At 59.6% G+C, this 26,570-nt stretch carries 16 protein-coding genes and 5 rRNA genes (1 of these 21 cut by a window edge); 9 read left to right on the top strand and 12 right to left on the bottom strand.

Annotated elements, in window-relative coordinates; all coding sequences use genetic code 11:
• Nucleotides 1-496: 496 nt before the first annotated feature.
• Nucleotides 497-955 carry a carboxymuconolactone decarboxylase family protein gene (locus M0639_RS02865; protein WP_007727180.1) on the bottom strand — a complete coding sequence of 153 codons (459 nt, stop codon included), beginning with the start codon at nucleotides 953-955 and terminating at the stop codon, nucleotides 497-499.
• Between the two features lie 47 nt (nucleotides 956-1,002).
• Between M0639_RS02865 and M0639_RS02860 the strand changes: the two genes are divergently transcribed.
• Complete coding sequence (locus tag M0639_RS02860; RefSeq protein WP_231915071.1) at nucleotides 1,003-2,040, top strand: aminotransferase-like domain-containing protein; 1,038 nt, start codon at nucleotides 1,003-1,005, stop codon at nucleotides 2,038-2,040.
• Between the two features lie 110 nt (nucleotides 2,041-2,150).
• Here M0639_RS02860 and istB read toward each other — a convergent pair whose 3' ends face one another.
• From istB to M0639_RS02845, 3 genes are read right to left on the bottom strand one after another with little or no spacing between them, the layout of a single operon-like run.
• Nucleotides 2,151-2,945: an IS21-like element helper ATPase IstB gene (gene istB, locus M0639_RS02855; protein WP_183591811.1), complete on the bottom strand. Its 795-nt coding sequence runs from the start codon at nucleotides 2,943-2,945 to the stop codon at nucleotides 2,151-2,153.
• Nucleotides 2,942-4,486, bottom strand: coding sequence for an IS21 family transposase (gene istA / locus M0639_RS02850; protein ID WP_064075337.1), 1,545 nt, complete (start codon nucleotides 4,484-4,486; stop codon nucleotides 2,942-2,944). Before istA ends, istB begins: the two co-directional genes overlap by 4 nt.
• Before the next feature lie 60 nt (nucleotides 4,487-4,546).
• A complete protein-coding gene (locus M0639_RS02845) occupies nucleotides 4,547-4,732 on the bottom strand; it encodes a hypothetical protein (RefSeq protein WP_248671221.1) in 186 nt (61 codons plus the stop codon).
• Between the two features lie 9 nt (nucleotides 4,733-4,741).
• Here M0639_RS02845 and M0639_RS02840 point away from each other — a divergent pair, with 9 nt between their 5' ends.
• Nucleotides 4,742-5,056 carry an aminotransferase-like domain-containing protein gene (locus M0639_RS02840; RefSeq protein ID WP_248671220.1) on the top strand — a complete coding sequence of 105 codons (315 nt, stop codon included), beginning with the start codon at nucleotides 4,742-4,744 and terminating at the stop codon, nucleotides 5,054-5,056.
• Between the two features lie 313 nt (nucleotides 5,057-5,369).
• Here M0639_RS02840 and rrf (M0639_RS02835) read toward each other — a convergent pair.
• The 5 genes from rrf (M0639_RS02835) to pdxA form a co-directional block, all read right to left on the bottom strand.
• Nucleotides 5,370-5,486, bottom strand: a 5S ribosomal RNA gene (gene rrf / locus M0639_RS02835).
• Between the two features lie 153 nt (nucleotides 5,487-5,639).
• Nucleotides 5,640-8,774, bottom strand: a 23S ribosomal RNA gene (locus M0639_RS02830).
• 337 nt (nucleotides 8,775-9,111) lie between these two features.
• Nucleotides 9,112-10,629, bottom strand: a 16S ribosomal RNA gene (locus M0639_RS02825).
• The 16S, 23S and 5S rRNA genes sit together here, the layout of an rRNA operon.
• Before the next feature lie 643 nt (nucleotides 10,630-11,272).
• Nucleotides 11,273-12,040, bottom strand: coding sequence for a DeoR/GlpR family DNA-binding transcription regulator (locus M0639_RS02820; protein WP_064075611.1), 768 nt, complete (start codon nucleotides 12,038-12,040; stop codon nucleotides 11,273-11,275).
• Nucleotides 12,041-12,067: 27 nt separating this feature from the next.
• Nucleotides 12,068-14,320 carry a 4-hydroxythreonine-4-phosphate dehydrogenase PdxA gene (pdxA, locus tag M0639_RS02815; protein ID WP_064075610.1) on the bottom strand — a complete coding sequence of 751 codons (2,253 nt, stop codon included), beginning with the start codon at nucleotides 14,318-14,320 and terminating at the stop codon, nucleotides 12,068-12,070.
• A gap of 212 nt (nucleotides 14,321-14,532) precedes the next feature.
• On the opposite strand from pdxA, the gene M0639_RS02810 reads away from it, so the two are divergent.
• Genes M0639_RS02810 through M0639_RS02780 form a run of 7 tightly spaced genes read left to right on the top strand, consistent with a single transcriptional unit; the run spans nucleotide 14,533 to nucleotide 21,521 of the window.
• Entirely contained in the window at nucleotides 14,533-16,110 is a 1,578-nt protein-coding gene (locus tag M0639_RS02810; protein WP_007732494.1) for an ABC transporter substrate-binding protein, read from the top strand.
• Nucleotides 16,111-16,114: 4 nt separating this feature from the next.
• On the top strand, nucleotides 16,115-17,119 hold the full coding sequence (locus M0639_RS02805; protein WP_082893328.1) for an ABC transporter permease: 1,005 nt from the start codon (nucleotides 16,115-16,117) through the stop codon (nucleotides 17,117-17,119).
• The gene (locus M0639_RS02800) at nucleotides 17,119-18,066 is read left to right on the top strand and encodes an ABC transporter permease (RefSeq protein ID WP_064075609.1); all 948 of its coding nucleotides are present in this window, start codon (nucleotides 17,119-17,121) and stop codon (nucleotides 18,064-18,066) included. Before M0639_RS02805 ends, M0639_RS02800 begins: the two co-directional genes overlap by 1 nt.
• 3 nt (nucleotides 18,067-18,069) lie before the next feature.
• Nucleotides 18,070-18,903: an ABC transporter ATP-binding protein gene (locus tag M0639_RS02795; protein WP_058038189.1), complete on the top strand. Its 834-nt coding sequence runs from the start codon at nucleotides 18,070-18,072 to the stop codon at nucleotides 18,901-18,903.
• Nucleotides 18,900-19,766 (top strand): ATP-binding cassette domain-containing protein, encoded by an 867-nt coding sequence (locus tag M0639_RS02790; RefSeq protein WP_007732503.1) that lies wholly within the window; start codon nucleotides 18,900-18,902, stop codon nucleotides 19,764-19,766. The genes M0639_RS02795 and M0639_RS02790 overlap by 4 nt, the downstream gene beginning before the upstream one ends.
• Nucleotides 19,766-20,725 (top strand): aldo/keto reductase, encoded by a 960-nt coding sequence (locus M0639_RS02785; RefSeq protein ID WP_058038190.1) that lies wholly within the window; start codon nucleotides 19,766-19,768, stop codon nucleotides 20,723-20,725. Before M0639_RS02790 ends, M0639_RS02785 begins: the two co-directional genes overlap by 1 nt.
• Nucleotides 20,726-20,759: 34 nt before the next feature.
• Nucleotides 20,760-21,521 (top strand): HpcH/HpaI aldolase family protein, encoded by a 762-nt coding sequence (locus M0639_RS02780; RefSeq protein WP_007732505.1) that lies wholly within the window; start codon nucleotides 20,760-20,762, stop codon nucleotides 21,519-21,521.
• Between the two features lie 63 nt (nucleotides 21,522-21,584).
• Here M0639_RS02780 and M0639_RS02775 read toward each other — a convergent pair whose 3' ends face one another.
• From M0639_RS02775 to M0639_RS02765, 3 genes are all read right to left on the bottom strand, one after another.
• Nucleotides 21,585-23,009, bottom strand: a complete 1,425-nt coding sequence (locus M0639_RS02775; protein ID WP_007732506.1) for an aldehyde dehydrogenase family protein — start codon at nucleotides 23,007-23,009, stop codon at nucleotides 21,585-21,587.
• Nucleotides 23,010-23,388: 379 nt separating this feature from the next.
• Nucleotides 23,389-23,505 (bottom strand): 5S ribosomal RNA (rrf, locus tag M0639_RS02770).
• Nucleotides 23,506-23,658: 153 nt separating this feature from the next.
• A 23S ribosomal RNA gene (locus M0639_RS02765) occupies nucleotides 23,659-26,570 on the bottom strand; it runs 223 nt beyond the window's last position.

The raw sequence follows: 26,570 nt of genomic DNA, 5'->3' as shown, positions 1-26,570 counted from the left end.
TGGCAATGTAGTGCATGTTTCAAGAAAGATCACCCAATCGTCGAGCACCCAGGGCGCAGCTTGGACATTCGGATGACGAGTTAGCCATGAAGGTGACTGAACCTTTGTCCAACCGCACAACAATCGCGATCCCCCCAAAATCTGCTCATCCAACCGCGACGTTCCCGACATTTCGCCAACGCTAGCCAGTCGGTAACTTGGACATTCTGGGGAAACTCACAGGAAGGGGCGTTTTCAGCTCGCGCGCAAAAGAAGGGGCCCGCTATGCGGACCCCTTCGCCGGAAACTTCCGACCGAGACTGCTTTGTCGGGATTCGGGCAACTTGTAGATGACCCAGAACAATCTCCACTCACATTATGTGATTTGCCTCACATTCAAAGAATCTGTTGGTTTTGTTCACACCCTGAACCAATCTTTTGGTCCTCTTTGCGCCGATTACCCAGATCTCCGACGGCGGAACCCTGCCCTGCCGGAGAGCGGAGCACGAGCCTCGGATCAGTCTCGGACCGGAGGCGCCTTCCTCGTGGTAACCGCAATGCGATTCCACGCATTGATCGTCAAAATGACGCTGATGAGCTGAGCCAGTTCCACGTCCGAGAATTCGCCGGCAGCCTCGCTGTACACCTCGTCCGGAACGAAACCGTCGGTGAGGACTGTCACGGCCTCGGTCAAGGCGAGCGCGGCACGTTCACGATCGGAGTACATCCCTCGCGCTTCTTCCCATGCGTTCAGTAGGTAGAGCTTCTGCTCCGTCACGCCGACCTTTCGTGCGTCGCGAGTGTGCATGTCCAGGCACCATGCGCAATGATTCAGCTGCGACGCACGCGTGAGGACCAGCTCGACGAGCGTCGGCTCCAGCCCCTTGCGTGCAGCGGCATCCAACGCAATCATCGCCTTGTAGACCTCGGGCGCCAGCTTTGCGATATCCAGTCTTTGTCCTGTTGCTGTAGTCATAACTCAAACGGTAATCCCGGAAAGACCCGGAAACATGGTTCAATCCGGTGGTGAATTCGTGGGCCAATCTTGGGTTCGATCTACATATCGAGCTGCCACAGGGAATCGGGGTTCGCGCTGCACTGCTTCAGACTTTTCGCGACGCGATCGACAGTGGACTGCTGAAGCCCGGCACCAGACTCCCACCTTCCCGCACCCTCGCGCTCGACCTCGGAGTTGCCCGAAACACCGTTGCGGACTGCTATGCCGAACTCGCCGCAGCTGGGTGGCTTGTCACACGGCCTGGTTCCGGGACCCTGGTCGCCACGCTCGCCAGCACACACACCCGCGAGGTCGAGCCGTCACCGACTCGACGACGCTGGACCTACAGCCTTCTCCCTGGATCGCCCGACGCGTCGGCGTTTCCCCGCGCTGCATGGATTTCGTCCGCCAGACGTGCTTTGACCACCGCGCCGACCGACGCGTTCGCGACTACTGATCCCAGGGGCCGAGTCGAACTCCGAAACGCCCTCACCACATACCTGAGCCGCACCAGAGGCGTTCGCGTCGATCCGACCTGCATTGTGATCAGTGCCAGCTCGGGTCACGGGATTTCCCTCCTTGCCCGCGCACTCGGAGGAACGATCGCGGTCGACGCTTTCTGCCTTCACCTGCACCGGCAGTTGCTCGCCGACGAAGGGCTGCTGACAGTTCCCATATCGGTTGACCAATCAGGCACTTGCACAGACGAATTGGCGTCTACTTCTGCTGAGAGTGTTCTGCTGACGCCGACCCATCAGTTCCCTCTCGGCGGTCCCCTCACACCGGCGAGGCGCGCGACCGCTCTCGAATGGGCCACGACTACGGGTGGCGTCATCATCGAGGACGACTACGACGGCGAATTCCGTTACGACAGAAAACCTGTCGGTGCACTCCAAGGAATCGCACCGCAGCACGTTGCGTACCTGGGCACTGTCAGCAAGACACTGTCGCCGGCCATTCGCATCGGATGGATGGTGTTGCCGGACAGGCTGATCGAACCTGTCCTCGCAACAAAGGGACCCTACGAACGCTGGGTAAGTTCAACGGATGTCAAGGGACAGTAGGAACTGCCCAGGGGCGGTCGTGAGACCTGCCCGCTGACGGTCACGAGAACTGCCCGGTGGTGGCCATGGGATCTGCCCAGTGGGCTTGCGGCCACCACCGACCAGAGCACTCAGCTCAAGGGACTCACCCCTCGGCCGGCGAGTGCCTGGGTAAGTCGCACGGAGTCTCCGCTGGTCTGGCACACGTGGGCGTGGTGCAGTAGCCGGTCGACGGTGGCGGTCGCCAGCGTCTTGGGCATCAGCTCGTCGAACCCGGACGGGTGCAGGTTCGAGCTGATCGCGACCGACCGCTTCTCGTAGGCGGCGTCGACGAGCCGGTAGAGCCCCTCGGCGGCATCCTGGGCGACCGGCAACAGGCCGATGTCGTCGACGACAACGAGATCGGCGCGCAGCACACGGGCGATGGCCTTGGACACCGTGTCGTCGGCACGATGGCGGCGCAGCAGGACCCCGAGGTCTTCCAGGGTGAACCAGGCGACCTTCAACCCGGCCTCGACGGCTTGGTGACCGAGTGCCTCCAGTAGGAACGTCTTCCCGGTCCCCGACGGCCCGCACACGACGAGGTTTTCCCGACGGTGGACCCATTCCAGGGTGCGGAGTGCCTGCTGGGTCGGTGCCGGGATCGAGGATGCCTCGGGCTGCCACGCATCGAACGTCTTCCCGGTCGGGAACCCCGCAGCCGCCCTGCGGGTGGCCAGTGCGGAGCGTTCCCTTCCGGCGACCTCCTCGGCGAACAGAGCCTTGAGCACCTCGGCGGGCTCCCAGCGTTGGGCCTTCGCGGTCGCGACGACCTCCGGTGCGTGGCGACGGATGTGGGGCAGCCGAAGCCGCCGCAAGAGGTCCTCCAACTCGGCCGGCAACGGCGGCGCGGACGCCATCGATGGTGTGGTGGTCTTGGTCGTCATCGGGTCACCTCGTTCCCCTCGCGGCTGTCGTGCTGGCTGTCGTGCTGGCCGAGACGTGCCCATCCGGCGGTGCCCTGGGTCAGCGACCGTTCTTCGCCGGCACGGTGCTCGCCAACAGCGGGTTGCCGGGCGTGGTGGTCGAGGATCGAGGACAGATCGGCCTCGGCGAACCGGCCGTGGACGGCGGCGTGGCCGAGTGCCCAGTCGACCTCGACGGGGTCGAACAGCTTGGCCAGGCTGAGGGCTTCGGCCATCTTGACCCTCATCCGCGGCGTGCCCGCCGCAGCGGCCTCGACCAGCCACAGGCGGGCGCCCTCGCCCAGGTCGAGGAACTCGGCTTCCGCTGGGTTCTTCGCTCGCGGCTGCCGGTTCAACGGACCTTCCGGCTGCGGTGGGAAGTGCTCGTCGTTGATCCTCGGCGTGCCCGGCGTCGCGCGCGCGTGGCGGGCGACCTCGGCGGGTCCGTCCTCGCCGACGTGAACGATGACGACCTCCTCGCCGTCGCCGAGTCCTTGGGCACGAACCCACACCGTGGCGCCGAGCAGGGTGTGTGGCACCGAGTACTGGCCGGACTCGAACATCACCATCGGCGTGTTGCCCGGCACTACCCGGGTGGTGCCGAACGCGACTGTGTGCGGCTGTGTCGGGACCGGGTGTAGCCGTGTCCGCTCTTCGGCCAACATCTCGACCGGTGGCCGCTTCGTGGTCCGGTGAGCCCGGGTGTTGACCTTCTGACAGAACGCCTCACACGCCTCCTCGAGCTCGCTAAACGACGCGTACTCCTCACGCAGGTTGGTGTCCTTGGGCACCAGGTCGGCCTTGCTGATCTTCACCGACGACTCGGTGCCGCCCTTGGACGCCGGATCCGCCGGCACACAGGTGTGGACCACGACCGAGTAGTGCTCGGCGAAGGTGACGAGCTGTCCGTTGCGGACCGGGATCCCGGCGATGTGCTCGGTCGTGACGGTCTTCTCGTTGTCGGTCAGCACGTAGGTCGGCACCCCACCCAACCGGCGGAAGGTCTGGTCCAGCGCGGCGAACACGGACGGCATGGTCTTATCGCGCAGCGCGATCACGACCCGGAACCGCGACCACGCCAGCCACGCCACGAACAGAACCGTCTTGACGCCGTCGACGACAGGTCCGTCGCCGTAGTCGTACTGCAGCCACATCCCCGGCTCGGTGACCCAGGGCCGGTGGACCCGCACATGTCCTGACCGGTATGACTTCTTCACCGATGCGACCGCACGACGGGTGGTGCGCTCCGAACCCTTGTAGCCCATCGCGAGCAGCTTCTCGTGCGCTCTGTCGGCACGGACCTTGCCCTTGGACCGCTCGACCCACTCCTCGACCTTGGGCAGGTACTCATCGATCAACTGCGGCCGAGTCACGGCCTTGTCCAGCTCACCCCCGGCAGCACGGCGGTCCACGTAGTGCTTGACCGTGTGGTGCGAGCATCCGGCCAGCTCGCCGGCATCACGCAACGACCCTGTCAGGTCGTAGGCATCCAGGATTTCCATGATCTCCTCGGCAGACTTCAAGTTGTCCCTCCTCAGGGCGACGGGCGCTTCAGCACCGCCGATCGCACCTGAGGAGGGGCCTCAACCGTCGGAGCCGGTGAGGCAGACGACGTCGTGTCGGGCAGATCCCATGACCGCCACCGGGCAGGTTTCATGTCCGCCAGCGGGCAGTTTCGTGGCCGTCTCCGGGCAGAATTTCATGGCCGCCGACAAACGGATCAATTGACCTTGGCGGACTTCATCGAATCCGGAAGATTCGACAGCCATATTCGAAAGATGCGCACCTCGTACCGACGACGACGCGATCAACTGGTCGCGACACTTGCGCAGCAAGTACCCCAGGTCAGGGTCGAGGGGATCTCCGCGGGACTTCACGCTGTGATCCGTCTGCCCTCCGGCACCGAACAATCTGTTCTTGCAGCGGCCCGGGCGCGCGATCTCGGGCTCGAAGGGCTTTCGGTCTTCCGACATCCCGACGTGTCGTCAGTCGGCGGTGACGGCATCGTCGTCGGCTACAGCACGCCGACGCAGTCGCAGTATTCGAGGACGCTGGACGTGCTCTGCGAGGTGCTACAGGCAGCTCTGCGATAACGCCTGTCGGATCTGCCCATCCGCTCACCTGCCCTGCCCTGCCCTGCCCTGCCCTGATGGTGTGAGCGTACCGTTCCCCTCGCCTAAGAGGGTGAGTGTGTCGTTCGCTCGCTCCCGGACGGGGTGGTGAGCCCGCTGTGCTCGCGCCCCTGATGGTGTGAACGGTGCGTTGGGTCGATCTGAGGCGACGAACGTACCGTTCACTCGATCAGAGGGTGCCGGCGGGGGTGCTTTCGGGTGTTGGCGGGGTGGGGTGTTTTGGGTACGAGAAAGCCCCCCAACCAGTACTGGTTGGGGGGCTTCTCTAATGTGTGTTCGGCGGTGTCCTACTCTCCCACACCCTGTCGAGTGCAGTACCATCGGCGCTGAAGGGCTTAGCTTCCGGGTTCGGAATGGGACCGGGCGTTTCCCCTTCGCTATGACCGCCGTAACTCTATGAAACTGTCACAGTAACCTTCTTCTGATCACCTGGTTTCACCACCCGTCAACACCAGTTTCTGGTGTTGGGGGATGGAGAAAACAGGGTTTCTCATCAGTATCTGTGTGTTGTTTCAGATACCGCACAGTGGACGCGTAGCTTCTTTGTGGTAAGTCCTCGGCCTATTAGTACCAGTCACCTGCATGCATTACTGCACTTCCAGTTCTGGCCTATCAACCCGGTGGTCTGCCGGGGGCCTTACCCCCTCGAGGGGGTGAGAAACCTCATCTTGGAACAGGCTTCCCGCTTAGATGCTTTCAGCGGTTATCCCTTCCGAACGTAGCTAACCAGCGGTGCTCCTGGCGGAACAACTGGCACACCAGAGGTTCGTCCGTCCCGGTCCTCTCGTACTAGGGACAGCCTTCCTCAAGTTTCTAACGCGCGCGGCGGATAGAGACCGAACTGTCTCACGACGTTCTAAACCCAGCTCGCGTGCCGCTTTAATGGGCGAACAGCCCAACCCTTGGGACCTACTCCAGCCCCAGGATGCGACGAGCCGACATCGAGGTGCCAAACCATCCCGTCGATATGGACTCTTGGGGAAGATCAGCCTGTTATCCCCGGGGTACCTTTTATCCGTTGAGCGACACCGCTTCCACTTGCCGGTGCCGGATCACTAGTCCCGACTTTCGTCCCTGCTCGACCTGTCAGTCTCACAGTCAAGCTCCCTTGTGCACTTGCACTCGACACCTGATTGCCAACCAGGCTGAGGGAACCTTTGGGCGCCTCCGTTACATTTTGGGAGGCAACCGCCCCAGTTAAACTACCCACCAGGCACTGTCCCTGAACCAGATCATGGTCCGAGGTTAGAGGTCCAATTCGATCAGAGTGGTATTTCAACAACGACTCCACGATAACTGGCGTCACCGCTTCACAGTCTCCCACCTATCCTACACAAACCGAACCGAACACCAATACCAAGCTGTAGTGAAGGTCCCGGGGTCTTTTCGTCCTGCCGCGCGTAACGAGCATCTTTACTCGTAATGCAATTTCGCCGAGTCTACGGTTGAGACAGCTGAGAAGTCGTTACGCCATTCGTGCAGGTCGGAACTTACCCGACAAGGAATTTCGCTACCTTAGGATGGTTATAGTTACCACCGCCGTTTACTGGGGCTTAAATTCTCAGCTTCGCTCCCGAAGGAACTAACCGGTCCTCTTAACCTTCCAGCACCGGGCAGGCGTCAGTCCGTATACATCGTCTTACGACTTCGCACGGACCTGTGTTTTTAGTAAACAGTCGCTTCTCACTGGTCTCTGCGGCCCCACCCAGCTCAGACAGTAAATGTCGTCACCAGACAGGGCCCCCCTTCTCCCGAAGTTACGGGGGCATTTTGCCGAGTTCCTTAACCATAGTTATCTCGATCGCCTTAGTATTCTCTACCTGACCACCTGTGTCGGTTTGGGGTACGGGCCGTGTGAAAGCTCGCTAGAGGCTTTTCTCGGCAGCATAGGATCACTGAATTCGCCTCAATCGGCTACGCATCACGTCTCAGGCTATGTGCGACCCGGATTTGCCTAGGTCACGCCCTACACGCTTACACCAGTATTACCACTGACTGGCTCAGCTACCTTCCTGCGTCACCCCATCGCTTGGCTACTACCAGATCAGGTCCCATGCATCCACCAACTCGAGACCCGAAGGTCTTCTCGTGGCTTCAGGATGGTTAGTATCACTGATTCACCATGGGCGCGTTCACACGGGTACGGGAATATCAACCCGTTGTCCATCGGCTACGCCTGTCGGCCTCGTCTTAGGTCCCGACTCACCCTGGGCGGATTAACCTGGCCCAGGAACCCTTGGTCATTCGGCGGACGAGTTTCTCACTCGTCTTTCGCTACTCATGCCTGCATTCTCACTCGTGTGGCCTCCACGGCTAGGTCACCCTGCCGCTTCCATGGCCACACGACGCTCCCCTACCCATCCACACACCTGCCAGAAAATCCGTGGATCAACTGGGGGCTATTGCGTGAATGCCGCAGCTTCGGTGGTGTACTTGAGCCCCGCTACATTGTCGGCGCAGGATCACTTGACCAGTGAGCTATTACGCACTCTTTCAAGGGTGGCTGCTTCTAAGCCAACCTCCTGGTTGTCTTCGCGACCCCACATCCTTTTCCACTTAGTACACGCTTAGGGACCTTAGCTGGCGATCTGGGCTGTTTCCCTCTCGACTACGAACCTTATCGCCCGCAGTCTCACTGCCGCGCTCTCACTCACCGGCATTCGGAGTTTGGCTGATTTCGGTAAGCTTGTGGGCCCCCTAGACCATCCAGTAGCTCTACCTCCGGTGAGAAACACGCGACGCTGCACCTAAATGCATTTCGGGGAGAACCAGCTATCACGGAGTTTGATTGGCCTTTCACCCCTACCCACAACTCATCCCCTCAGTTTTCAACCTAAGTGGGTTCGGTCCTCCACGACGTCTTACCGTCGCTTCAACCTGGCCATGGGTAGATCACTCCGCTTCGGGTCTAGAGCATGCCACTACGATCGCCCTATTCGGACTCGCTTTCGCTACGGCTACCCCACACGGGTTAACCTCGCGACATGCCACTAACTCGCAGGCTCATTCTTCAAAAGGCACGCCATCACCCCCAGCAGTAAACTGCTCGAAGGCTCTGACGGATTGTAAGCGCACGGTTTCAGGTACTATTTCACTCCCCTCCCGGGGTACTTTTCACCTTTCCCTCACGGTACTAGTCCGCTATCGGTCACCAGGGAGTATTCAGGCTTATCGGGTGGTCCCGACAGATTCACACCAGATTTCACGGGCCCGGTGCTACTTGGGTTTCCATTACAACAGTCACAAAGTTTTCGTGTACGGGATTCTCACCCTCTACGACAGGCCGTTCCAGACCACTTCCACTAACCCTGTGATTTCTTACTGTTGGCCAACACGGCAGTATTGACAAAATGAACCCCACAACCCCACGAATGCAACACCTGCCGGCTATCACACACCCATGGTTTAGCCTCTTCCGCTTTCGCTCGCCACTACTCACGGAATCACGGTTGTTTTCTCTTCCTGTGGGTACTGAGATGTTTCACTTCCCCACGTTCCCTCCACACGCCCTATATATTCAGGCGCGGGTAACACGACATCACTCGTGCTGGGTTTCCCCATTCGGACATCCTCGGATCACAGCTCGGTTGACAGCTCCCCGAGGCTTATCGCAGCCTCCTACGTCCTTCATCGGCTCCTGGTGCCAAGGCATCCACCGTACGCTCTTCATTACTTACAACAAAGATGCTCGCGTCCACTGTGCAGTTCTCAAACAACACACAAACAACCACCTCACGCAGACACCAACAAAAACCACTCTCACGAATAATTCTTGCGGTATGACTGCAGCAGTCATTTGTCGTTACTTCCTAGAAAGAAACACTCGCGTGTTCTCTCAGGACCCAACAGTATGCCGATATATTGTTCGTCGGTTTCCCACAGAGGAGAAACCGTACGACGATCAAGTTTGTCAGCGTCCACCCATGAGCTCCTGCCGGACCACAAGTGGGTCCGAAACAGGCTCTGCCAACCAACCATCCACCTGTGTGGATATTGGACTGGAGAATGCTCCTTAGAAAGGAGGTGATCCAGCCGCACCTTCCGGTACGGCTACCTTGTTACGACTTCGTCCCAATCGCCGATCCCACCTTCGACGGCTCCCTCCCACAAGGGGTTAAGCCACCGGCTTCGGGTGTTACCGACTTTCATGACGTGACGGGCGGTGTGTACAAGGCCCGGGAACGTATTCACCGCAGCGTTGCTGATCTGCGATTACTAGCGACTCCGACTTCACGGGGTCGAGTTGCAGACCCCGATCCGAACTGAGACCAGCTTTAAGGGATTCGCTCCACCTCACGGTCTCGCAGCCCTCTGTACTGGCCATTGTAGCATGTGTGAAGCCCTGGACATAAGGGGCATGATGACTTGACGTCGTCCCCACCTTCCTCCGAGTTGACCCCGGCAGTCTCTTACGAGTCCCCACCATAACGTGCTGGCAACATAAGATAGGGGTTGCGCTCGTTGCGGGACTTAACCCAACATCTCACGACACGAGCTGACGACAGCCATGCACCACCTGTATACCGACCACAAGGGGGGCCACATCTCTGCAGCTTTCCGGTATATGTCAAACCCAGGTAAGGTTCTTCGCGTTGCATCGAATTAATCCACATGCTCCGCCGCTTGTGCGGGCCCCCGTCAATTCCTTTGAGTTTTAGCCTTGCGGCCGTACTCCCCAGGCGGGGCGCTTAATGCGTTAGCTACGGCACGGATTCCGTGGAAGGAACCCACACCTAGCGCCCACCGTTTACGGCGTGGACTACCAGGGTATCTAATCCTGTTCGCTACCCACGCTTTCGTTCCTCAGCGTCAGTTACTGCCCAGAGACCCGCCTTCGCCACCGGTGTTCCTCCTGATATCTGCGCATTTCACCGCTACACCAGGAATTCCAGTCTCCCCTGCAGTACTCAAGTCTGCCCGTATCGCCTGCAAGCCAGCAGTTGAGCTGCTGGTTTTCACAAACGACGCGACAAACCGCCTACGAACTCTTTACGCCCAGTAATTCCGGACAACGCTTGCACCCTACGTATTACCGCGGCTGCTGGCACGTAGTTAGCCGGTGCTTCTTCTGCAGGTACCGTCACTTGCGCTTCGTCCCTGCTGAAAGAGGTTTACAACCCGAAGGCCGTCATCCCTCACGCGGCGTCGCTGCATCAGGCTTTCGCCCATTGTGCAATATTCCCCACTGCTGCCTCCCGTAGGAGTCTGGGCCGTGTCTCAGTCCCAGTGTGGCCGGTCACCCTCTCAGGTCGGCTACCCGTCGTCGCCTTGGTAGGCCATTACCCCACCAACAAGCTGATAGGCCGCGGGCCCATCCTGCACCGATAAATCTTTCCACCACCCACCATGCGATAGGAGGTCATATCCGGTATTAGACCCAGTTTCCCAGGCTTATCCCGAAGTGCAGGGCAGATCACCCACGTGTTACTCACCCGTTCGCCGCTCGTGTACCCCGAAAGGCCTTACCGCTCGACTTGCATGTGTTAAGCACGCCGCCAGCGTTCGTCCTGAGCCAGGATCAAACTCTCCGTTGAAGACTCTAGATATCACCAACCCGAAGGCCGGCTAATCAGTCATAGACAAAAAGAGTCAAATCACTAGCAAAAAAACTCAACTAGCAAAAAATGTGTCGGCAACCATTCAGACGGAAGAATGAACAATCACCGACGAAAAATACTCACACCACACACAAACCAACCAAACCCCAAGAGGCGGTTGATCATTCGCGGATGTGAAGTACCAAAAAAATTCTGGCACTGACATTCATCGACACACTGTTGAGTTCTCAAAGAACACGCACACACCATCACCACGACCCTATGGCCGCCGCTCCGGGGCAACTTTCCCAGCCTATCCCAACCTGGCCACCGGCGCAAACCGCTGAACATTCGGGGAAGAACTGGAGGTGAAGCACAACCATACACGATGGAAACTACTTCGAAATTTGGTCAGGCACTTCGTACAACCTCGTGTCACTCGCCGTGAAGCGGGAGTCGGTGTCCGTGTCGCTCTGACTTGGAATAAGTTACGCGTCCGCCGAAGTCTTTGACAAATCCACAGGTCAGAGACTCAGAGGTATCCATTTCCCCAGCAAGATTGCCCATTTCAGTCGATTTTCACGAATTCGGACATCATGTGACGCCGGACACCGTGCCCGGATCGGCACGCAGCGGGAACTCACACCACTTGGACTCGGATACCTGCATCCTCAAACAACGCGACTTGCTTTGCGTCTACTGCAGCATCGGTAACCAGCACGGCCCCCGGCGGTATCGGCGCCCACGCATGGAAAGGACGTTCACCGAGCTTGGCGGAGTGGGCGAGGATGTAGACCTCGCCGGCACGTTCGATCATCATTTCCTTGAGCCGGGTCTGATCGAGCTCAGCTTCACAAATACCCAGGTCAGCCGTAACTGCATCGGCACCGAGGAATGCCTTGTCAAACGACACCCGCTGCAGCGACGCTTCCGCCAGTGGCCCGACGAATCCTTGACTGAGCTGCCGCAGCGTCCCGCCGAGACATTCGACTCGAACGCCATCAGCGTCGGCTAACGCCTTGAGCGCCGTCAGCCCTGCAGCGATCACCGTCAAATTCGTCACGTGACGTAAGAACTCTCCCATCGCTCCGACGGTGGTACCTGCATCAAGAAGTACGGTTTCCCCGGGCCGAACCTGCTCAGCAGCCCATTCGGCGATGCCCCGTTTGGCGTCGAATCCCTCCATTGCGCGTTGACGCAAGGAGGATTCCGGATGAGGGTTGAGAGCAATCGCCCCGCCGTACGTTCGAGCAATTACTCCCTGGGCAGTCAACTGACTCAGGTCGCGACGAATCGTGGATGCAGTCACCCCGAATTGGGCAGACAGATCCTCGACACTGGCCAGACCGCTGGTGCGAGCGAGCCTCGCAATCTCCGACCGCCTCGCCTCCGACTCCCGGATGGCCATCGCTCCTCCCCCTACAAACCGTGGTTCTTACTTGGAAACGAATGTGCTGGTTGCCAATTCGGCCGCCTGCCGCAGCGCTTCGACCATACTACCGGCCTCGGCAATGCCCTTACCTGCAATGTCGAAAGCGGTTCCGTGATCGACGGAGGTACGGATGACAGGTAACCCGACGGTGATGTTGACGCCGGCCTCGATCCCGAGAACCTTGACCGGGCCGTGCCCCTGATCGTGGTACATCGCAACGATCAAGTCGTAGTCCCCACGTCCAGCGAGGAAGAATGCCGTGTCCGCCGGCAGTGGGCCGTGGACGTCGATTCCTTCTGCCTTCAAGAGTTCAACGGCGGGAATGATCTTCTGCTCTTCCTCTCCGTACCCGAAAAGCCCGTTCTCCCCCGCATGCGGGTTGATCCCGCACACGCCGATTTTCGGAGATGGATTGCCCGTGCGCACCAAAGCTTCGTGACCTCGACGAATGGTCCTCTCGACCAGGCCGGGCTCGATCCTGGCAACTGCATCGAGCAGTCCGATGTGAGTGGTCACGTGAATCACCTTGAGCTTGGGGGTCGACAACATCATCGACACCTCCTCGGTACCGGTCAGGTGCGCAAGCAATTCCGTGTGTCCGGGATAGATGTGTCCTGCCGCATGCAGCGCTTCCTTGTTCAGCGGCGCCGTGCAGATCGACTGGACTTCACCGCGTACGGCGAGTTCGCTTGCGACGCGGATATATTGATAGGCCGCATCTCCCGCGACTGCCGACAGTTCACCCCAGGCGAGATCCTCGGGTAGCAAGTCCAGGTCGATGACGTTGATCCGTCCATCGATGAATTCAGCATCCTTGATCTCCTCGATCGCGACCACGTCGACGTCGATTCCGAGCACCGTGGCAGCCAATCGCAAACGCTTCGCGTCGCCGACAACAACAGGGCGGCAACGCTTTCTCGTTTCGGCGTCGAGGAGTGCGGGGACGATCACTTCCGGTCCGACGCCGGCGCCGTCGCCCATCGTGACAGCGATCAGCGGCAGTGGAGTGGATTCGATTGACATGGGATTGACCTCGTTGTCTGAAGGAGTAACTGAAGGTGGACTGTCCGGAGCGGCGACCGGGGTGGGGTGCGCGAGAAACTTCGTTATGGAGAAAAGACTGTGTGCATTCCCGAAACTGCCTGGCCGCGTGACGATGTACCGTCCGGTGCGATCGACGGAAAGTACGGCGCCGTGTTCGATTTCGTAAATCGGTGACAGCGTGTCGATCCGCAGGCGGTCGAGAACGCTGCGCGCGGTTTCGCCACCGGTAAGTACCAGGTCGATCGGGTACTCGTCGTGGGAGAATCCTGCATCGACGGCAGCGATCAGATCGGCGAGAGCCGAAACGAGGTGGACGGATTCTGCAGGCACGACAGGTCCACTTACCGAAACCACGACGTTTCCGCGAACCAGTGCGTTCAGAATCGGAAGCGGATCGACCGAATGCGCCAGCAGCTCAGCACTGTTCACTTCGATATGATGCGCCCCTGAATCCCGAAGCAATGCCACTTGGTCCCCGGCAGACGCATCCGCCGTCCCCACGACGACCAAGGTAAATCGAGAATCACGAAGAGATGGGCACGCGACGGGTGACTGCACGGTTCTTCGTCGTGCCACTGCCATCGCGAGCGCCGAGGTTCCTACCAATCGAGAACCCCGAACCTCCTGTGCTGCAGCCACAATCAGTTCCAGATCACTCTCGGTCTCGACGTCGCAGATCGCCACCGACCCGGCTTCTGAGATCGACGCAAGAACCTGGATCAAACGACCGGAGCGAATGTCATCCAGCGATACGCCAGAAGTGATTGCCGACGGGCCGAGCGCCTCTGCAATCGACCGAGGAGTCGGCTTCGACTCCGCGCGCCACAGGTCGGTGGAGTGCAACGCAACCCCATCGACCAACACCACGCCGTCTTGCACCGTGCGCCCTTGTCTGGGCAGTCCGGCGGCGACGATGACCGGGGATCCGTCGCGGGAGAGTTCTCCAACCTCCGCTGCTATGTTGCCCCTGAGCAGGGAATCGATCTTCTTGACGATCTCGGAGCCGTCAGACGATTGCAGAACTGATCTCACGTCCCGAGAGGCTCTGGCGGGGTCGGATCGCCGTGAGTGCAGATCGAAAACCGTCACTCCTGATCCGTCGGGCGCATCTGGGCCGAGCCGAAGCGATATGCCCGAACTGCGGAGCAGAAATCCTGCGGCCGACTCCGCTGCTCCGGAAAGATCATCAGCGATGATTACCAGTGGTTTCATCGAATTCCTCGACCCCCTTTCGGTCTGAATCGAGTTTGCACAGCATCGCAACCGATGCGCGAAGTACGCAATCGAAGTTACGGGACTTGCGCGAAGTGCGCAACAGTGCCATTGTGAGCTGAGTTACAAGCGAGAGCCCGACGCGATTGTTCACCAACAGTCCGCTCGGAGCGTCGCCCCCACGCTGCCCCGTCAGGATCGAAAGGTCACCGATGACCAATACTCGTTTGCGAACACCACAGCTCTCCCGGCGATCCTTTCTGCAGTTCACCGGGCTGATCGGTGGCGCAACGCTTCTGGGCACGACTGCCGCGTGCGCCGGCCCTACCGGGAAACCGACACAGGACACCCTGGTGCTCGGGCTCAACCGCTCGCTCGTCAGCCTCGACAACAAACTCAATCAATTCGACGCAGCAGTCACGGCTCAACGTGGCGTCAGACAAGGTCTCACCCGGATCGGCGACAATCTGACACCGCAACTCGTTCTCGCTGACAGGTTCGAATCGACCGGCCCGACCGAGTGGACGGTTCGACTCCGCGAGGGCATCCGTTACTCCGACGGCACACCTGTGCTGATCGACGACGTCACGACGGCAATGCAGATGTACCAGCAGGTCAGCGGATCGTTTGTCGCACCGCAGTTCCCCGAGTGGCCGACGGTCGTCCCCATCGACGATCGCACCTTCATCCTTCGGACGAATTCCCCGGTGCCGGTTCTGGACTCGCTCATGTCCAACATCTTGATCACCCCGGCCGCTGCCAACGAACCCAACGAACTGCAGAGCGGAATCGGGTCGGGACCGTTCGTCGTCAGCGAATCGAACCGGGGCACCGGCGATTACACACTTGTCGCCAATGACAACTACTGGGGCCCGGCCCCCGGCGTTCGTCGTGTTCAGGTCCGCTTCATTCCCGAAGAGGCCGGCCGCGTCGTCGCGCTTCGGAGCGGCGAGGTCGACGTCATCGACTCGATCAGTCCCGATTCCGCCGAACAACTCGCCGATCTGCCTGGTGTCCAGGTGGACACAGTACCGAGCACACGCATCAACCAACTGTTCTTCAACTTCCGCAAGCCCGCCGATCACCCACTGTCCAATCCGCGTGTCCGAGAAGCTCTCACGTATGCCATCGACGGTGAGTCACTCGCTCGGGACGTGCTGATCGGTTCCGCAGTCCCGGCCACCGGCCCCGCACCGTCGACCTTGGACGGAGCCGTAAAAACCGGTACTTACCAATATGATCCACGGAAAGCGCGGCAAATGCTCGAGGCCGAAGGTGCCGACGACCTCGAACTCACCTTCATCTGGGAAACCGGAGAGTTCACCAACGACGTCTCGGTGATGGAATCGGTACTCGAAATGATGAAGGCCGTGGGAGTACGCGTCAAACTCCAGCAGTTCGAACCGGGCGGTGACATCTCGTCCTGGCGCCAGGGCAAGACCGGCGACTGGGATGTGCTGGGCAACGGCTACGGCAACCAGACCGGACTTGCACTGACCACGTTGCAGGGGATGTACGCCGGCACAGCGGAGAAGGAAGCAACTCGCGACACCTATCACGGGTACGTCTTCCCCGAAATCACCGCGAAGATCCAAGCCGCATCCAGTGAACCAGACCCGACCAAGCGCGCCGCTCTACTCGACGCCGCACAACAAGACATCTGGAACACCTGGCCTTGCCTGTGGAGCTTCGTACCCAACGCACTCCTTGCGAAACGCACTCGTGTACAAAATGTTTCACTGACCCCAATCAACTCCTACGACCTCGGCGCCGTCCGATTGGAGGCCTGAGGCGATGACTCTCACCGCTCCGAAACCGCAAACCGCTCTCGGAATCTCTCCGCGTCGACGCACAAGGATCAACCCGACCGTCAAATACGTGCTCAAACGTCTGGCACAGAGTGCCTTGACGATCTTCCTCACGCTCACAACAGTGTTCGTCCTGATCCGAATGGCACCCGGCGATCCTGCCTACGCCTTGGCCGGACCGCTGGCCAGCACCAAGGATCTCGCACAGATCCGTGCTGACATGGGCTTGGACAAGTCGGTGTTCTCCCAATACCTGATCTACCTGTGGGACCTCGTCCACCTGAATCTCGGCACGTCGTACTCGTTCCAGGCGCCGGCCATGGACGTTGTCCTCGGCCGTCTCCCGTACACCATCACCCTTGCCGTCAGCTCCATTCTGTTGACCGCCGTGCTCTCGATTCCGCTGGGCGTGTGGATGGCCCGTCACGCGGACACCAGACGTGAACTCGGTGCGAACGTCGTAGCCGTCGGCGGGCAGTCCATGCCGGAGTTCTGGAGCGGCCTGATGCTGGTGACGATCTTCGCGGTCTTGATCCCAGTACTCCCGGCAGCCGGTTTCACCACATGGCCGTCGTTGATCCTGCCTACCGTCACCATCGCCATCCTTCAGATCGCGTTGATCTCCCGGATGGTTCGACGCGAAATGGTCTCGGCCTTCGCTTCTCCGTACATCACGGTCGCACGCTCTCGCGGAGTATCGGAACGCGAACTCACCTGGCGATATGCGATGCGTAATTCGGCGATTCCGATCGTCACCGCGCTGGGCACCAGATTCGCCGGAATGCTGAACGGCGTCGTGGTGGTCGAGGTCGTGTTCGCCTGGCCTGGTGTCGGCTCGCTGGTGGTCCGCGCACTCGAGACTCGCGACTACCCGCTCATCCAGGCCACCGTGCTTGTCACCGCGGTTCTCGCCGTGCTCGTGCAACTGGCAGTGGACCTCCTCTACCCCCTCCTGGATCCACGCGTGCGACTCGGAAAGGGCGCCAACTGATGACTACCGTCTTGGAACCTCCAACAACTCCACGCGCCAGCGCGGTCACCGAGGCAGACTTCGCACGCGCCGGAGCCACGCGCCGTAAGCGAGACAGCCGAGCCAAGATCTGGACCGGCTCGATCTGCGCGCTCCTGGTGATTCTTCCTGTTGCATTGGCGGGACTACTCCCCCTTGCAGATCCGAACCAGACCAACCTGAGCAGTCGACGGCTACCGCCTCTCACCGACGGCCATCTTTTCGGCACCGATCAGTTGGGACGAGATCTGCTCTCACGGATCCTGCACGGCGGCCAGGTGTCTCTGACGATCGGTATTCTCGCCGTGATCGTCTCCGGCGTCATCGGCATCGTCGCCGGATCCGCCGCGGGGTACTTCGGTGGTTGGGTCGACACCGTGATCTCCCGCCTACTCGAAGCACAGCTTTCTCTGCCTCTGCTGATGATGCTGCTTCTCGTTGTTGCGCTGTTCGGCCCGTCCATTCCCGTCATCACGTTTGTCATCGCGATCGCACAGTGGCCCGAAGTCGCACGGTTGACTCGCTCATTGGTACTCGTCGAACGCGAAAAGCCTTACGTAGCTGCAGCTCGAGTCCTCGGACTTACCCGCATGGCCATCCTGCTTCGTCACGTCATTCCCAACATCGTCAAGCAGGCATCGCTCGTCGTCCTGCTGCTGCTCGCGCAGGCCGTACTGCTGGAAAGTTCGTTGAGCTACCTCGGCGCCGGACCGCAACGTCCATTCGCTACCTGGGGACGAATCATCGCCGACGGCCAGGACTACATCACCACGTCATGGTGGATCGTCACGTTGACCGGTCTGATGATCGTGCTGCTGGTCGTCGGAGTGAACCTACTCGGCGATGGTCTGCGCGATCGTCCTGCAGGTTCGAAACGACTGGGCGCAAGCCTGTTCGGGCGTGGCAGCGCCCAGAAAGCGAAGGCGTGAGACATGGGAAATCTACTACGGGTCGACGATCTCCAGATCGAACTTGTCACGGCGAACGGCGTCATCCGAGCCGTCGACGGCGTGTCCTTCTGCATCGACGCCGGTGAAACCGTCACCATCATCGGTGAATCCGGCTCCGGAAAGTCGACGACAGCCATGGGGATTCTCGGACTGCTTCCGGACGATCTTGCGGTTCTTTCCGGGAAAGCCGTGTTCAAGGGTCAGGACATTCTCGGAAACACGAAGATCCTGAACGATATTCGCGGAAAACACATCGCGCTCATCCCCCAGGACCCGATGACGGCTCTGAGTCCCGTCCACACCATCGGCAGCCAACTTCGAGAAGCAGTGCGCCACAGCGGTGTGACCGCGAAGAAGCAACAAATCGAGCGGGCAGTGCAACTGCTCGAGCAGGTACGCATTCCGTATCCGGATCAGCAACTCGACAAGTACCCGCATCAACTGTCGGGTGGAATGTTGCAGCGCGTCCTGATCGCCGGCGCTCTTGCTGCCGGCCCCGAACTGATCGTGGCCGACGAACCCACCAGCGCACTGGACGTAACCGTTCAGGCCGGGATTCTGGATCTATTGCTCGAGTTGCAGGAGCGCACCGGGATCGGAATGCTGGTCATCACTCACGATCTCGGAGTTGCGCGGTTGGTCTCCGATCGCATCTACGTGATGAAGGACGGACGTTTTGTGGAGACCGGTAGTGCCGACATTCTCGTCGACTCACCGCAAAGCGCCTACACACAAAAGCTTCTCGACGCCATACCTCAACTGGGGCCTTGGGACGGCGACCCCGCCCGTTCAACACAGATCGGAGCCTCGGCATGACCCGCCACGAAACGCCACTTCTCGCCGTCGAAGATCTCGTGGTCGAGTATCCGGTTCCCGACGGAGTTTTCCGAGCCGTGGATGCTGTGAGCTTCTCGGTGGAAAAGGGCAAGACCTTGGCCATCGTCGGCGAATCCGGATGTGGCAAGTCGACCATCGCTCGATCGATCGTCCGACTCCTCACACCGACCAGTGGACGCATTCTCGTCGACGGCAATGACATCGCGCAGATGTCGGAGAAGTCGCTGCGCCCCTACCGCTCTCGCGTTCAAATGGTGTTCCAAGATCCGTACGGATCGCTCGACCCTCATCTGACTGCCGAGGACATCATCGGAGAACCACTGCGCCTCAAAGGTGTTCGGAGCAAGTCTGAACGCGCAAAGGCAGCAGCAGAACTCGTCGATCGCGTTGGCTTGCCCAGCTCGGCACTACACCGGCGTCCGGCGGAGTTCTCAGGAGGCCAACGTCAGCGCATCGGAATTGCTCGTGCACTTGCCAGCGGACCCGAGATCCTGGTCTGCGACGAAGCGACCAGCGCTCTCGACGTGTCGGTGCAAGCGCAGGTACTCGAGCTCCTACGTGAAATTCAGGCCGATACCGGTCTGACGTACGTTTTCATCTCACACAACTTGGGCGTCGTCCGAGAAATCAGCGAGACCGTAGTCGTGATGTCGAAAGGAACCATCGTCGAATCCGGTTCCACAGACACAGTTCTCGCCAGTCCGCGCGAGCCGTACACCCGCGCACTACGAGGCGCTGCTCTCGATCCCACCACCATGGTCGGCATCAAACCACGCCACGTGGTGGCAGCCCTGTCCAAGAACTTGCTAGCCAAGCAGACCGAATCACGAGGAGTTGCCTGATGACCGCCCCCTTCGAGCTTCCGAAACTGGTGCTCGGCACCATGACATTCGGAGACACGGTCGACATATCGGGCGCCGGATCGATGCTCGACGCAGCACTAGGCGCCGGTATCTCTCACATCGACACGGCCAACGGCTATGCGGGCGGCGAGTCCGAGCGCATGCTGGCAAAGCTGCTCCACGGCCGACGCGATTCCGTCACTCTCGCCACCAAAGCGGGAATGCCGCATCCCGATGCCGGCGACAACAGCCCACTCTCGACAGAGGGGCTCCGAGCAAGCGTCGAAGGAAGCCTGCGCAGACTCGACACGGACTACGTCGACCTGTTCTATCTCCATCAGCCGGACCGAACCGTCACGCTGACCGAAACTCTCACCACCGTCGCGGAACTGGTTGCCGAGGGCAAGATCCGCACACTCGGCGTATCCAACTTCGCAGCGTGGCAAATCAGTGAAATCAACTACACCGCAGACACAGTCGGAGCTCCCCGACCGATCGTCGCACAGCAGCTCTACAACTTGCTCGCGCGTCGCATCGAAGAAGAATACGCAGAATTCGCGGACGTGACCGGACTGACCACCATGGTCTACAACCCACTCGGTGGGGGCCTGCTCACGGGGCGCCACACCTTCGACGAAAGTCCCGCCGACGGCCGATTCGGCGACTCACGTCTTGCGTCGATGTACAAGGAGCGATACTGGAACACACAGATATTCGACGCGATCGCTCAACTGACGGCAATCGCAGAGCAGTCGGGCATCTCCCTGACCGAGCTTGCGTTGCGCTGGCTGGTCAGCAAGCCCGTCGCCGGATCGCTGCTCCTCGGAGGATCCAAAGTAACGCACCTCGAATCCAATATCGCGGCCATCGGGCGAGGTCCACTCGACGCCTCGACCGTCGAAGAGTGTGATCTCGTCGGTGCCGCCCTACGAGGCCCCATGCCCAACTACAACCGCTGAAACACCCGACCTTCATCAGGAAGAGTTCTTCACTATGTCAGCACAGGAATTCGCCGCACGCATCCGAGGACGCGAACGCATACTCGGATATTGGTCCGTCATCGACAGCCCGATCTCGACCGAATGGATCGCGCACGTCGGCTGGGACTACATTGCCCTCGACATGCAGCACGGCCTGATCGGCTATTCGGGGATGGTCGCCGGGCTCACCGCCATCGACTCGTCACCGTCCACCGTCGGGATGGTGCGCGTCGAGGCAAACAATCCGACGCCCATCGGCCGTGCACTCGACGCGGGCGCTGTGGGCGTCATCGTTCCGCTGATCAACAACGCCGAAGAGGCAGCGGCCGCCGTGGCAGCCGCCAAGTATCCGCCTTTCGGCATCCGCTCCTACGGACCCATGCGCTCGCAACTCCGTATCGGCCCCGTTCCCGCCGACGCGAACCGCGACACCGTTGTATTTGCGATGATCGAGACCCCACAGGGTCTGGCGAACGTCGAAGAGATCTGCGCAGTGCCCGGATTGGACGGCGTGTACGTCGGGCCGTCCGACCTACGAATCGCCGTCGGAGGTAAGCACTCCAACGATCCGGACGTCGCCGAGGAATTCGAATCAGCGCTCACCAGGGTGCGCGAAGCTGCCGCCGTCAGCGGAGTCGCTGCGGGAATCCACACACCTTCCGGTCAGGTTGCGGCACAACGGCTCGGGGAGGGCTACACGTTCGCGACCGTGGCCTCGGACCTGACACATCTGGCGAACATCTCGGCTCAGCATTTGGATGCCGCCAAGTCCTGATCCGGGTACAAAAATGGCGATGCTCCCGCACTTGGTACGGGAGCATCGCCATTCTCGAACAAACTATCTCTGAATCGCCTTGATCTCGAGGAACTCTTCGAGCCCGAACGTGCCGGCCTCGCGCCCGACGCCCGACTGCTTGTACCCACCGAACGGAGCATTCGTGTTGAAGGCGCCGCCGTTCACCTCGACCTGCCCGGCACGCAGTTGCCGCGCGACGCGATCCGCGCGATCGGGGTCACCTGACCAAACGCCACCGGCCAGTCCGTACTCGGTGCCGTTGGCGATCCGCACTGCGTCGGCCTCGTCTTTGTAGCCCATGATCGAGAGGACCGGTCCGAAGATCTCCTCGCGCGCAATGGTCATGTCTTCGGTCACGTTCGCGAACACCGTCGGACCGACGAAATATCCACTGGCCAGACCGGTTTCGCGACCGTCGACAACTGCGGTGGCACCTTCCGACACACCCTTCTCGATGTATCCGCGAACGCGTCCCAGCTGATTCGCGTTCACCAGAGGACCAAGCACCGAAGTCGGCTGAGTCGGATCACCTACCGGGAAATGAGCGGCGACCGCAGCAGCAATTGCCGCTGCCTCATCCACCTTCTCCGCGGGAACCAACATACGCGTCAGCGCCGAACAGGTCTGGCCCGAGTTGATGAAGCACTTTGCGACGCCGTCCGTGACAGCCTTTTCGAGATCGGCGTCGTCGAGAATGACGTTCGCCGACTTGCCACCCAGCTCGAGCGAGACCTTCTTGATGGTGTCCGCGGCGACGATGGCCACTCGCTTGCCTGCCCGAGTCGACCCGGTGAAGGAGACCATGTCGACTTCCGGGTGGCCGGCGATGGCTTCACCCACTACCGGGCCGTAGCCACTTACCAGGTTGAATACACCTGCAGGCAAACCAATTTCGTCGAAGATGTCAGCGAGAGCGTACGTGATGAGTGGCGCAACCTCGGTGGGCTTGAGAACCACGGTGCAGCCCGCCGCGAGCGCACCGCCAACCTTCAAGACAACTTGGTGGAGCGGGAAGTTCCAGGGAGTGATCGCGCCGACAACACCCGCAGGTTCGCGAACAATCAGCGAATTCCCGACCTCGTGAGCGTCGAAATCATAAGTGCGAGCCAATTCGGCAAATGCATTCAAATTCGCGAGCGGCATTCCGATTTGCACGGGCTTCGCGAATCCGATCGGCATGCCCATATCCTGCGAAACCAGCGCCGCAAGATCATCGGTACGTTCGGCAATAATCGCCGCGGCTTTGGAAAGATATTCGGCTCGCTCGCCGCCGGATAGTGCAGACCAAGCGGGGAAAGCCTTTCGTGCTGCCTTCGCGGCCGCATCGACATCTTCGACAGTGCCTTCGGCGACAGTTCCTATCAGCTCTTCGGTAGCCGGATTGAGAACGTCGATCCGACCGCTGCCAGTGGATTCGATCCAGGCGCCATCAACATAGATTTTGGTGCGGTCGAGAATATCGGTCATCGAAGCCTCCGTAGTCATCACGCGTGCACAGGTGAGGTGGGCCCGATCACACGGGGCACCTCTTCCGAGCCTAGCCACGCTCGACGGGTTCCGTGGCAGGTTGGTGTCGAGATTGACCTTCGACTGACGAGACCTGTGGTGCGCGCACACTTTTCAGTGATGGTGTGAACGTACCGTTCCCCTCGTCCAAGAGGGTGAGAGTGCCGTTCACTCGATCCCGGACGCGGTGGTGAGTCGGCGGCGTGCCCGCCCCTGATGGTGTGAACGGTGCGTTGGGTCGATCTGGGGCGACGACAGTGCTGTTCGCTCGAAGTCGGGGGTGTTTTGGGTACGAGAAAGCCCCCCAACCAGTACTGGTTGGGGGGCTTCTCTAATGTGTGTTCGGCGGTGTCCTACTCTCCCACACCCTGTCGAGTGCAGTACCATCGGCGCTGAAGGGCTTAGCTTCCGGGTTCGGAATGGGACCGGGCGTTTCCCCTTCGCTATGACCGCCGTAACTCTATGAAACTGTCACAGTAACCTTCTTCTGATCACCTGGTTTCACCACCCGTCAACACCAGTTTCTGGTGTTGGGGGATGGAGAAAACAGGGTTTCTCATCAGTATCTGTGTGTTGTTTCAGATACCGCACAGTGGACGCGTAGCTTCTTTGTGGTAAGTCCTCGGCCTATTAGTACCAGTCACCTGCATGCATTACTGCACTTCCAGTTCTGGCCTATCAACCCGGTGGTCTGCCGGGGGCCTTACCCCCTCGAGGGGGTGAGAAACCTCATCTTGGAACAGGCTTCCCGCTTAGATGCTTTCAGCGGTTATCCCTTCCGAACGTAGCTAACCAGCGGTGCTCCTGGCGGAACAACTGGCACACCAGAGGTTCGTCCGTCCCGGTCCTCTCGTACTAGGGACAGCCTTCCTCAAGTTTCTAACGCGCGCGGCGGATAGAGACCGAACTGTCTCACGACGTTCTAAACCCAGCTCGCGTGCCGCTTTAATGGGCGAACAGCCCAACCCTTGGGACCTACTCCAGCCCCAGGATGCGACGAGCCGACATCGAGGTGCCAAACCATCCCGTCGATATGGACTCTTGGGGAAGATCAGCCTGTTATCCCCGGGGTACCTTTTATCCGTTGAGCGACACCGCTTCCACTTGCCGGTGCCGGATCACTAGTCCCGACTTTCGTCCCTGCTCGACCTGTCAGTCTCACAGTCAAGCTCCCTTGTGCACTTGCACTCGACACCTGATTGCCAACCAGGCTGAGGGAACCTTTGGGCGCCTCCGTTACATTTTGGGAGGCAACCGCCCCAGTTAAACTACCCACCAGGCACTGTCCCTGAACCAGATCATGGTCCGAGGTTAGAGGTCCAATTCGATCAGAGTGGTATTTCAACAACGACTCCACGATAACTGGCGTCACCGCTTCACAGTCTCCCACCTATCCTACACAAACCGAACCGAACACCAATACCAAGCTGTAGTGAAGGTCCCGGGGTCTTTTCGTCCTGCCGCGCGTAACGAGCATCTTTACTCGTAATGCAATTTCGCCGAGTCTACGGTTGAGACAGCTGAGAAGTCGTTACGCCATTCGTGCAGGTCGGAACTTACCCGACAAGGAATTTCGCTACCTTAGGATGGTTATAGTTACCACCGCCGTTTACTGGGGCTTAAATTCTCAGCTTCGCTCCCGAAGGAACTAACCGGTCCTCTTAACCTTCCAGCACCGGGCAGGCGTCAGTCCGTATACATCGTCTTACGACTTCGCACGGACCTGTGTTTTTAGTAAACAGTCGCTTCTCACTGGTCTCTGCGGCCCCACCCAGCTCAGACAGTAAATGTCGTCACCAGACAGGGCCCCCCTTCTCCCGAAGTTACGGGGGCATTTTGCCGAGTTCCTTAACCATAGTTATCTCGATCGCCTTAGTATTCTCTACCTGACCACCTGTGTCGGTTTGGGGTACGGGCCGTGTGAAAGCTCGCTAGAGGCTTTTCTCGGCAGCATAGGATCACTGAATTCGCCTCAATCGGCTACGCATCACGTCTCAGGCTATGTGCGACCCGGATTTGCCTAGGTCACGCCCTACACGCTTACACCAGTATTACCACTGACTGGCTCAGCTACCTTCCTGCGTCACCCCATCGCTTGGCTACTACCAGATCAGGTCCCATGCATCCACCAACTCGAGACCCGAAGGTCTTCTCGTGGCTTCAGGATGGTTAGTATCACTGATTCACCATGGGCGCGTTCACACGGGTACGGGAATATCAACCCGTTGTCCATCGGCTACGCCTGTCGGCCTCGTCTTAGGTCCCGACTCACCCTGGGCGGATTAACCTGGCCCAGGAACCCTTGGTCATTCGGCGGACGAGTTTCTCACTCGTCTTTCGCTACTCATGCCTGCATTCTCACTCGTGTGGCCTCCACGGCTAGGTCACCCTGCCGCTTCCATGGCCACACGACGCTCCCCTACCCATCCACACACCTGCCAGAAAATCCGTGGATCAACTGGGGGCTATTGCGTGAATGCCGCAGCTTCGGTGGTGTACTTGAGCCCCGCTACATTGTCGGCGCAGGATCACTTGACCAGTGAGCTATTACGCACTCTTTCAAGGGTGGCTGCTTCTAAGCCAACCTCCTGGTTGTCTTCGCGACCCCACATCCTTTTCCACTTAGTACACGCTTAGGGACCTTAGCTGGCGATCTGGGCTGTTTCCCTCTCGACTACGAACCTTATCGCCCGCAGTCTCACTGCCGCGCTCTCACTCACCGGCATTCGGAGTTTGGCTGATTTCGGTAAGCTTGTGGGCCCCCTAGACCATCCAGTAGCTCTACCTCCGGTGAGAAACACGCGACGCTGCACCTAAATGCATTTCGGGGAGAACCAGCTATCACGGAGTTTGATTGGCCTTTCACCCCTACCCACAACTCATCCCCTCAGTTTTCAACCTAAGTGGGTTCGGTCCTCCACGACGTCTTACCGTCGCTTCAACCTGGCCATGGGTAGATCACTCCGCTTCGGGTCTAGAGCATGCCACTACGATCGCCCTATTCGGACTCGCTTTCGCTACGGCTACCCCACACGGGTTAACCTCGCGACATGCCACTAACTCGCAGGCTCATTCTTCAAAAGGCACGCCATCACCCCCAGCAGTAAACTGCTCGAAGGCTCTGACGGATTGTAAGCGCACGGTTTCAGGTACTATTTCACTCCCCTCCCGGGGTACTTTTCACCTTTCCCTCACGGTACTAGTCCGCTATCGGTCACCAGGGAGTATTCAGGCTTATCGGGTGGTCCCGACAGATTCACACCAGATTTCACGGGCCCGGTGCTACTTGGGTTTCCATTACAACAGTCACAAAGTTTTCGTGTACGGGATTCTCACCCTCTACGACAGGCCGTTCCAGACCACTTCCACTAACCCTGTGATTTCTTACTGTTGGCCAACACGGCAGTATTGACAAAATGAACCCCACAACCCCACGAATGCAACACCTGCCGGCTATCACACACCCATGGTTTAGCCTCTTCCGCTTTCGCTCGCCACTACTCACGGAATCACGGTTGTTTT

Origin of the sequence: Rhodococcus qingshengii JCM 15477 (assembly GCF_023221595.1) — a bacterium.
Taxonomy (GTDB): domain Bacteria; phylum Actinomycetota; class Actinomycetes; order Mycobacteriales; family Mycobacteriaceae; genus Rhodococcus_F; species Rhodococcus_F qingshengii.
This window is presented reverse-complemented; position numbering and strand designations above follow the sequence as displayed.

Coding starts and splice junctions, on each gene's coding strand:
- M0639_RS02865 (WP_007727180.1), bottom strand. CDS start 955: ATGACTACAGCAACAGGACAAAGACTGGATATCGCAAAGCTGGCGCCC.
- istB (WP_183591811.1), bottom strand. CDS start 2,945: ATGACGACCAAGACCACCACACCATCGATGGCGTCCGCGCCGCCGTTG.
- M0639_RS02845 (WP_248671221.1), bottom strand. CDS start 4,732: ATGGCTGTCGAATCTTCCGGATTCGATGAAGTCCGCCAAGGTCAATTG.
- M0639_RS02840 (WP_248671220.1), top strand. CDS start 4,742: ATGCGCACCTCGTACCGACGACGACGCGATCAACTGGTCGCGACACTT.
- M0639_RS02820 (WP_064075611.1), bottom strand. CDS start 12,040: ATGGCCATCCGGGAGTCGGAGGCGAGGCGGTCGGAGATTGCGAGGCTC.
- pdxA (WP_064075610.1), bottom strand. CDS start 14,320: ATGAAACCACTGGTAATCATCGCTGATGATCTTTCCGGAGCAGCGGAG.
- M0639_RS02810 (WP_007732494.1), top strand. CDS start 14,533: ATGACCAATACTCGTTTGCGAACACCACAGCTCTCCCGGCGATCCTTT.
- M0639_RS02805 (WP_082893328.1), top strand. CDS start 16,115: ATGACTCTCACCGCTCCGAAACCGCAAACCGCTCTCGGAATCTCTCCG.
- M0639_RS02800 (WP_064075609.1), top strand. CDS start 17,119: ATGACTACCGTCTTGGAACCTCCAACAACTCCACGCGCCAGCGCGGTC.
- M0639_RS02795 (WP_058038189.1), top strand. CDS start 18,070: ATGGGAAATCTACTACGGGTCGACGATCTCCAGATCGAACTTGTCACG.
- M0639_RS02790 (WP_007732503.1), top strand. CDS start 18,900: ATGACCCGCCACGAAACGCCACTTCTCGCCGTCGAAGATCTCGTGGTC.
- M0639_RS02785 (WP_058038190.1), top strand. CDS start 19,766: ATGACCGCCCCCTTCGAGCTTCCGAAACTGGTGCTCGGCACCATGACA.
- M0639_RS02780 (WP_007732505.1), top strand. CDS start 20,760: ATGTCAGCACAGGAATTCGCCGCACGCATCCGAGGACGCGAACGCATA.
- M0639_RS02775 (WP_007732506.1), bottom strand. CDS start 23,009: ATGACCGATATTCTCGACCGCACCAAAATCTATGTTGATGGCGCCTGG.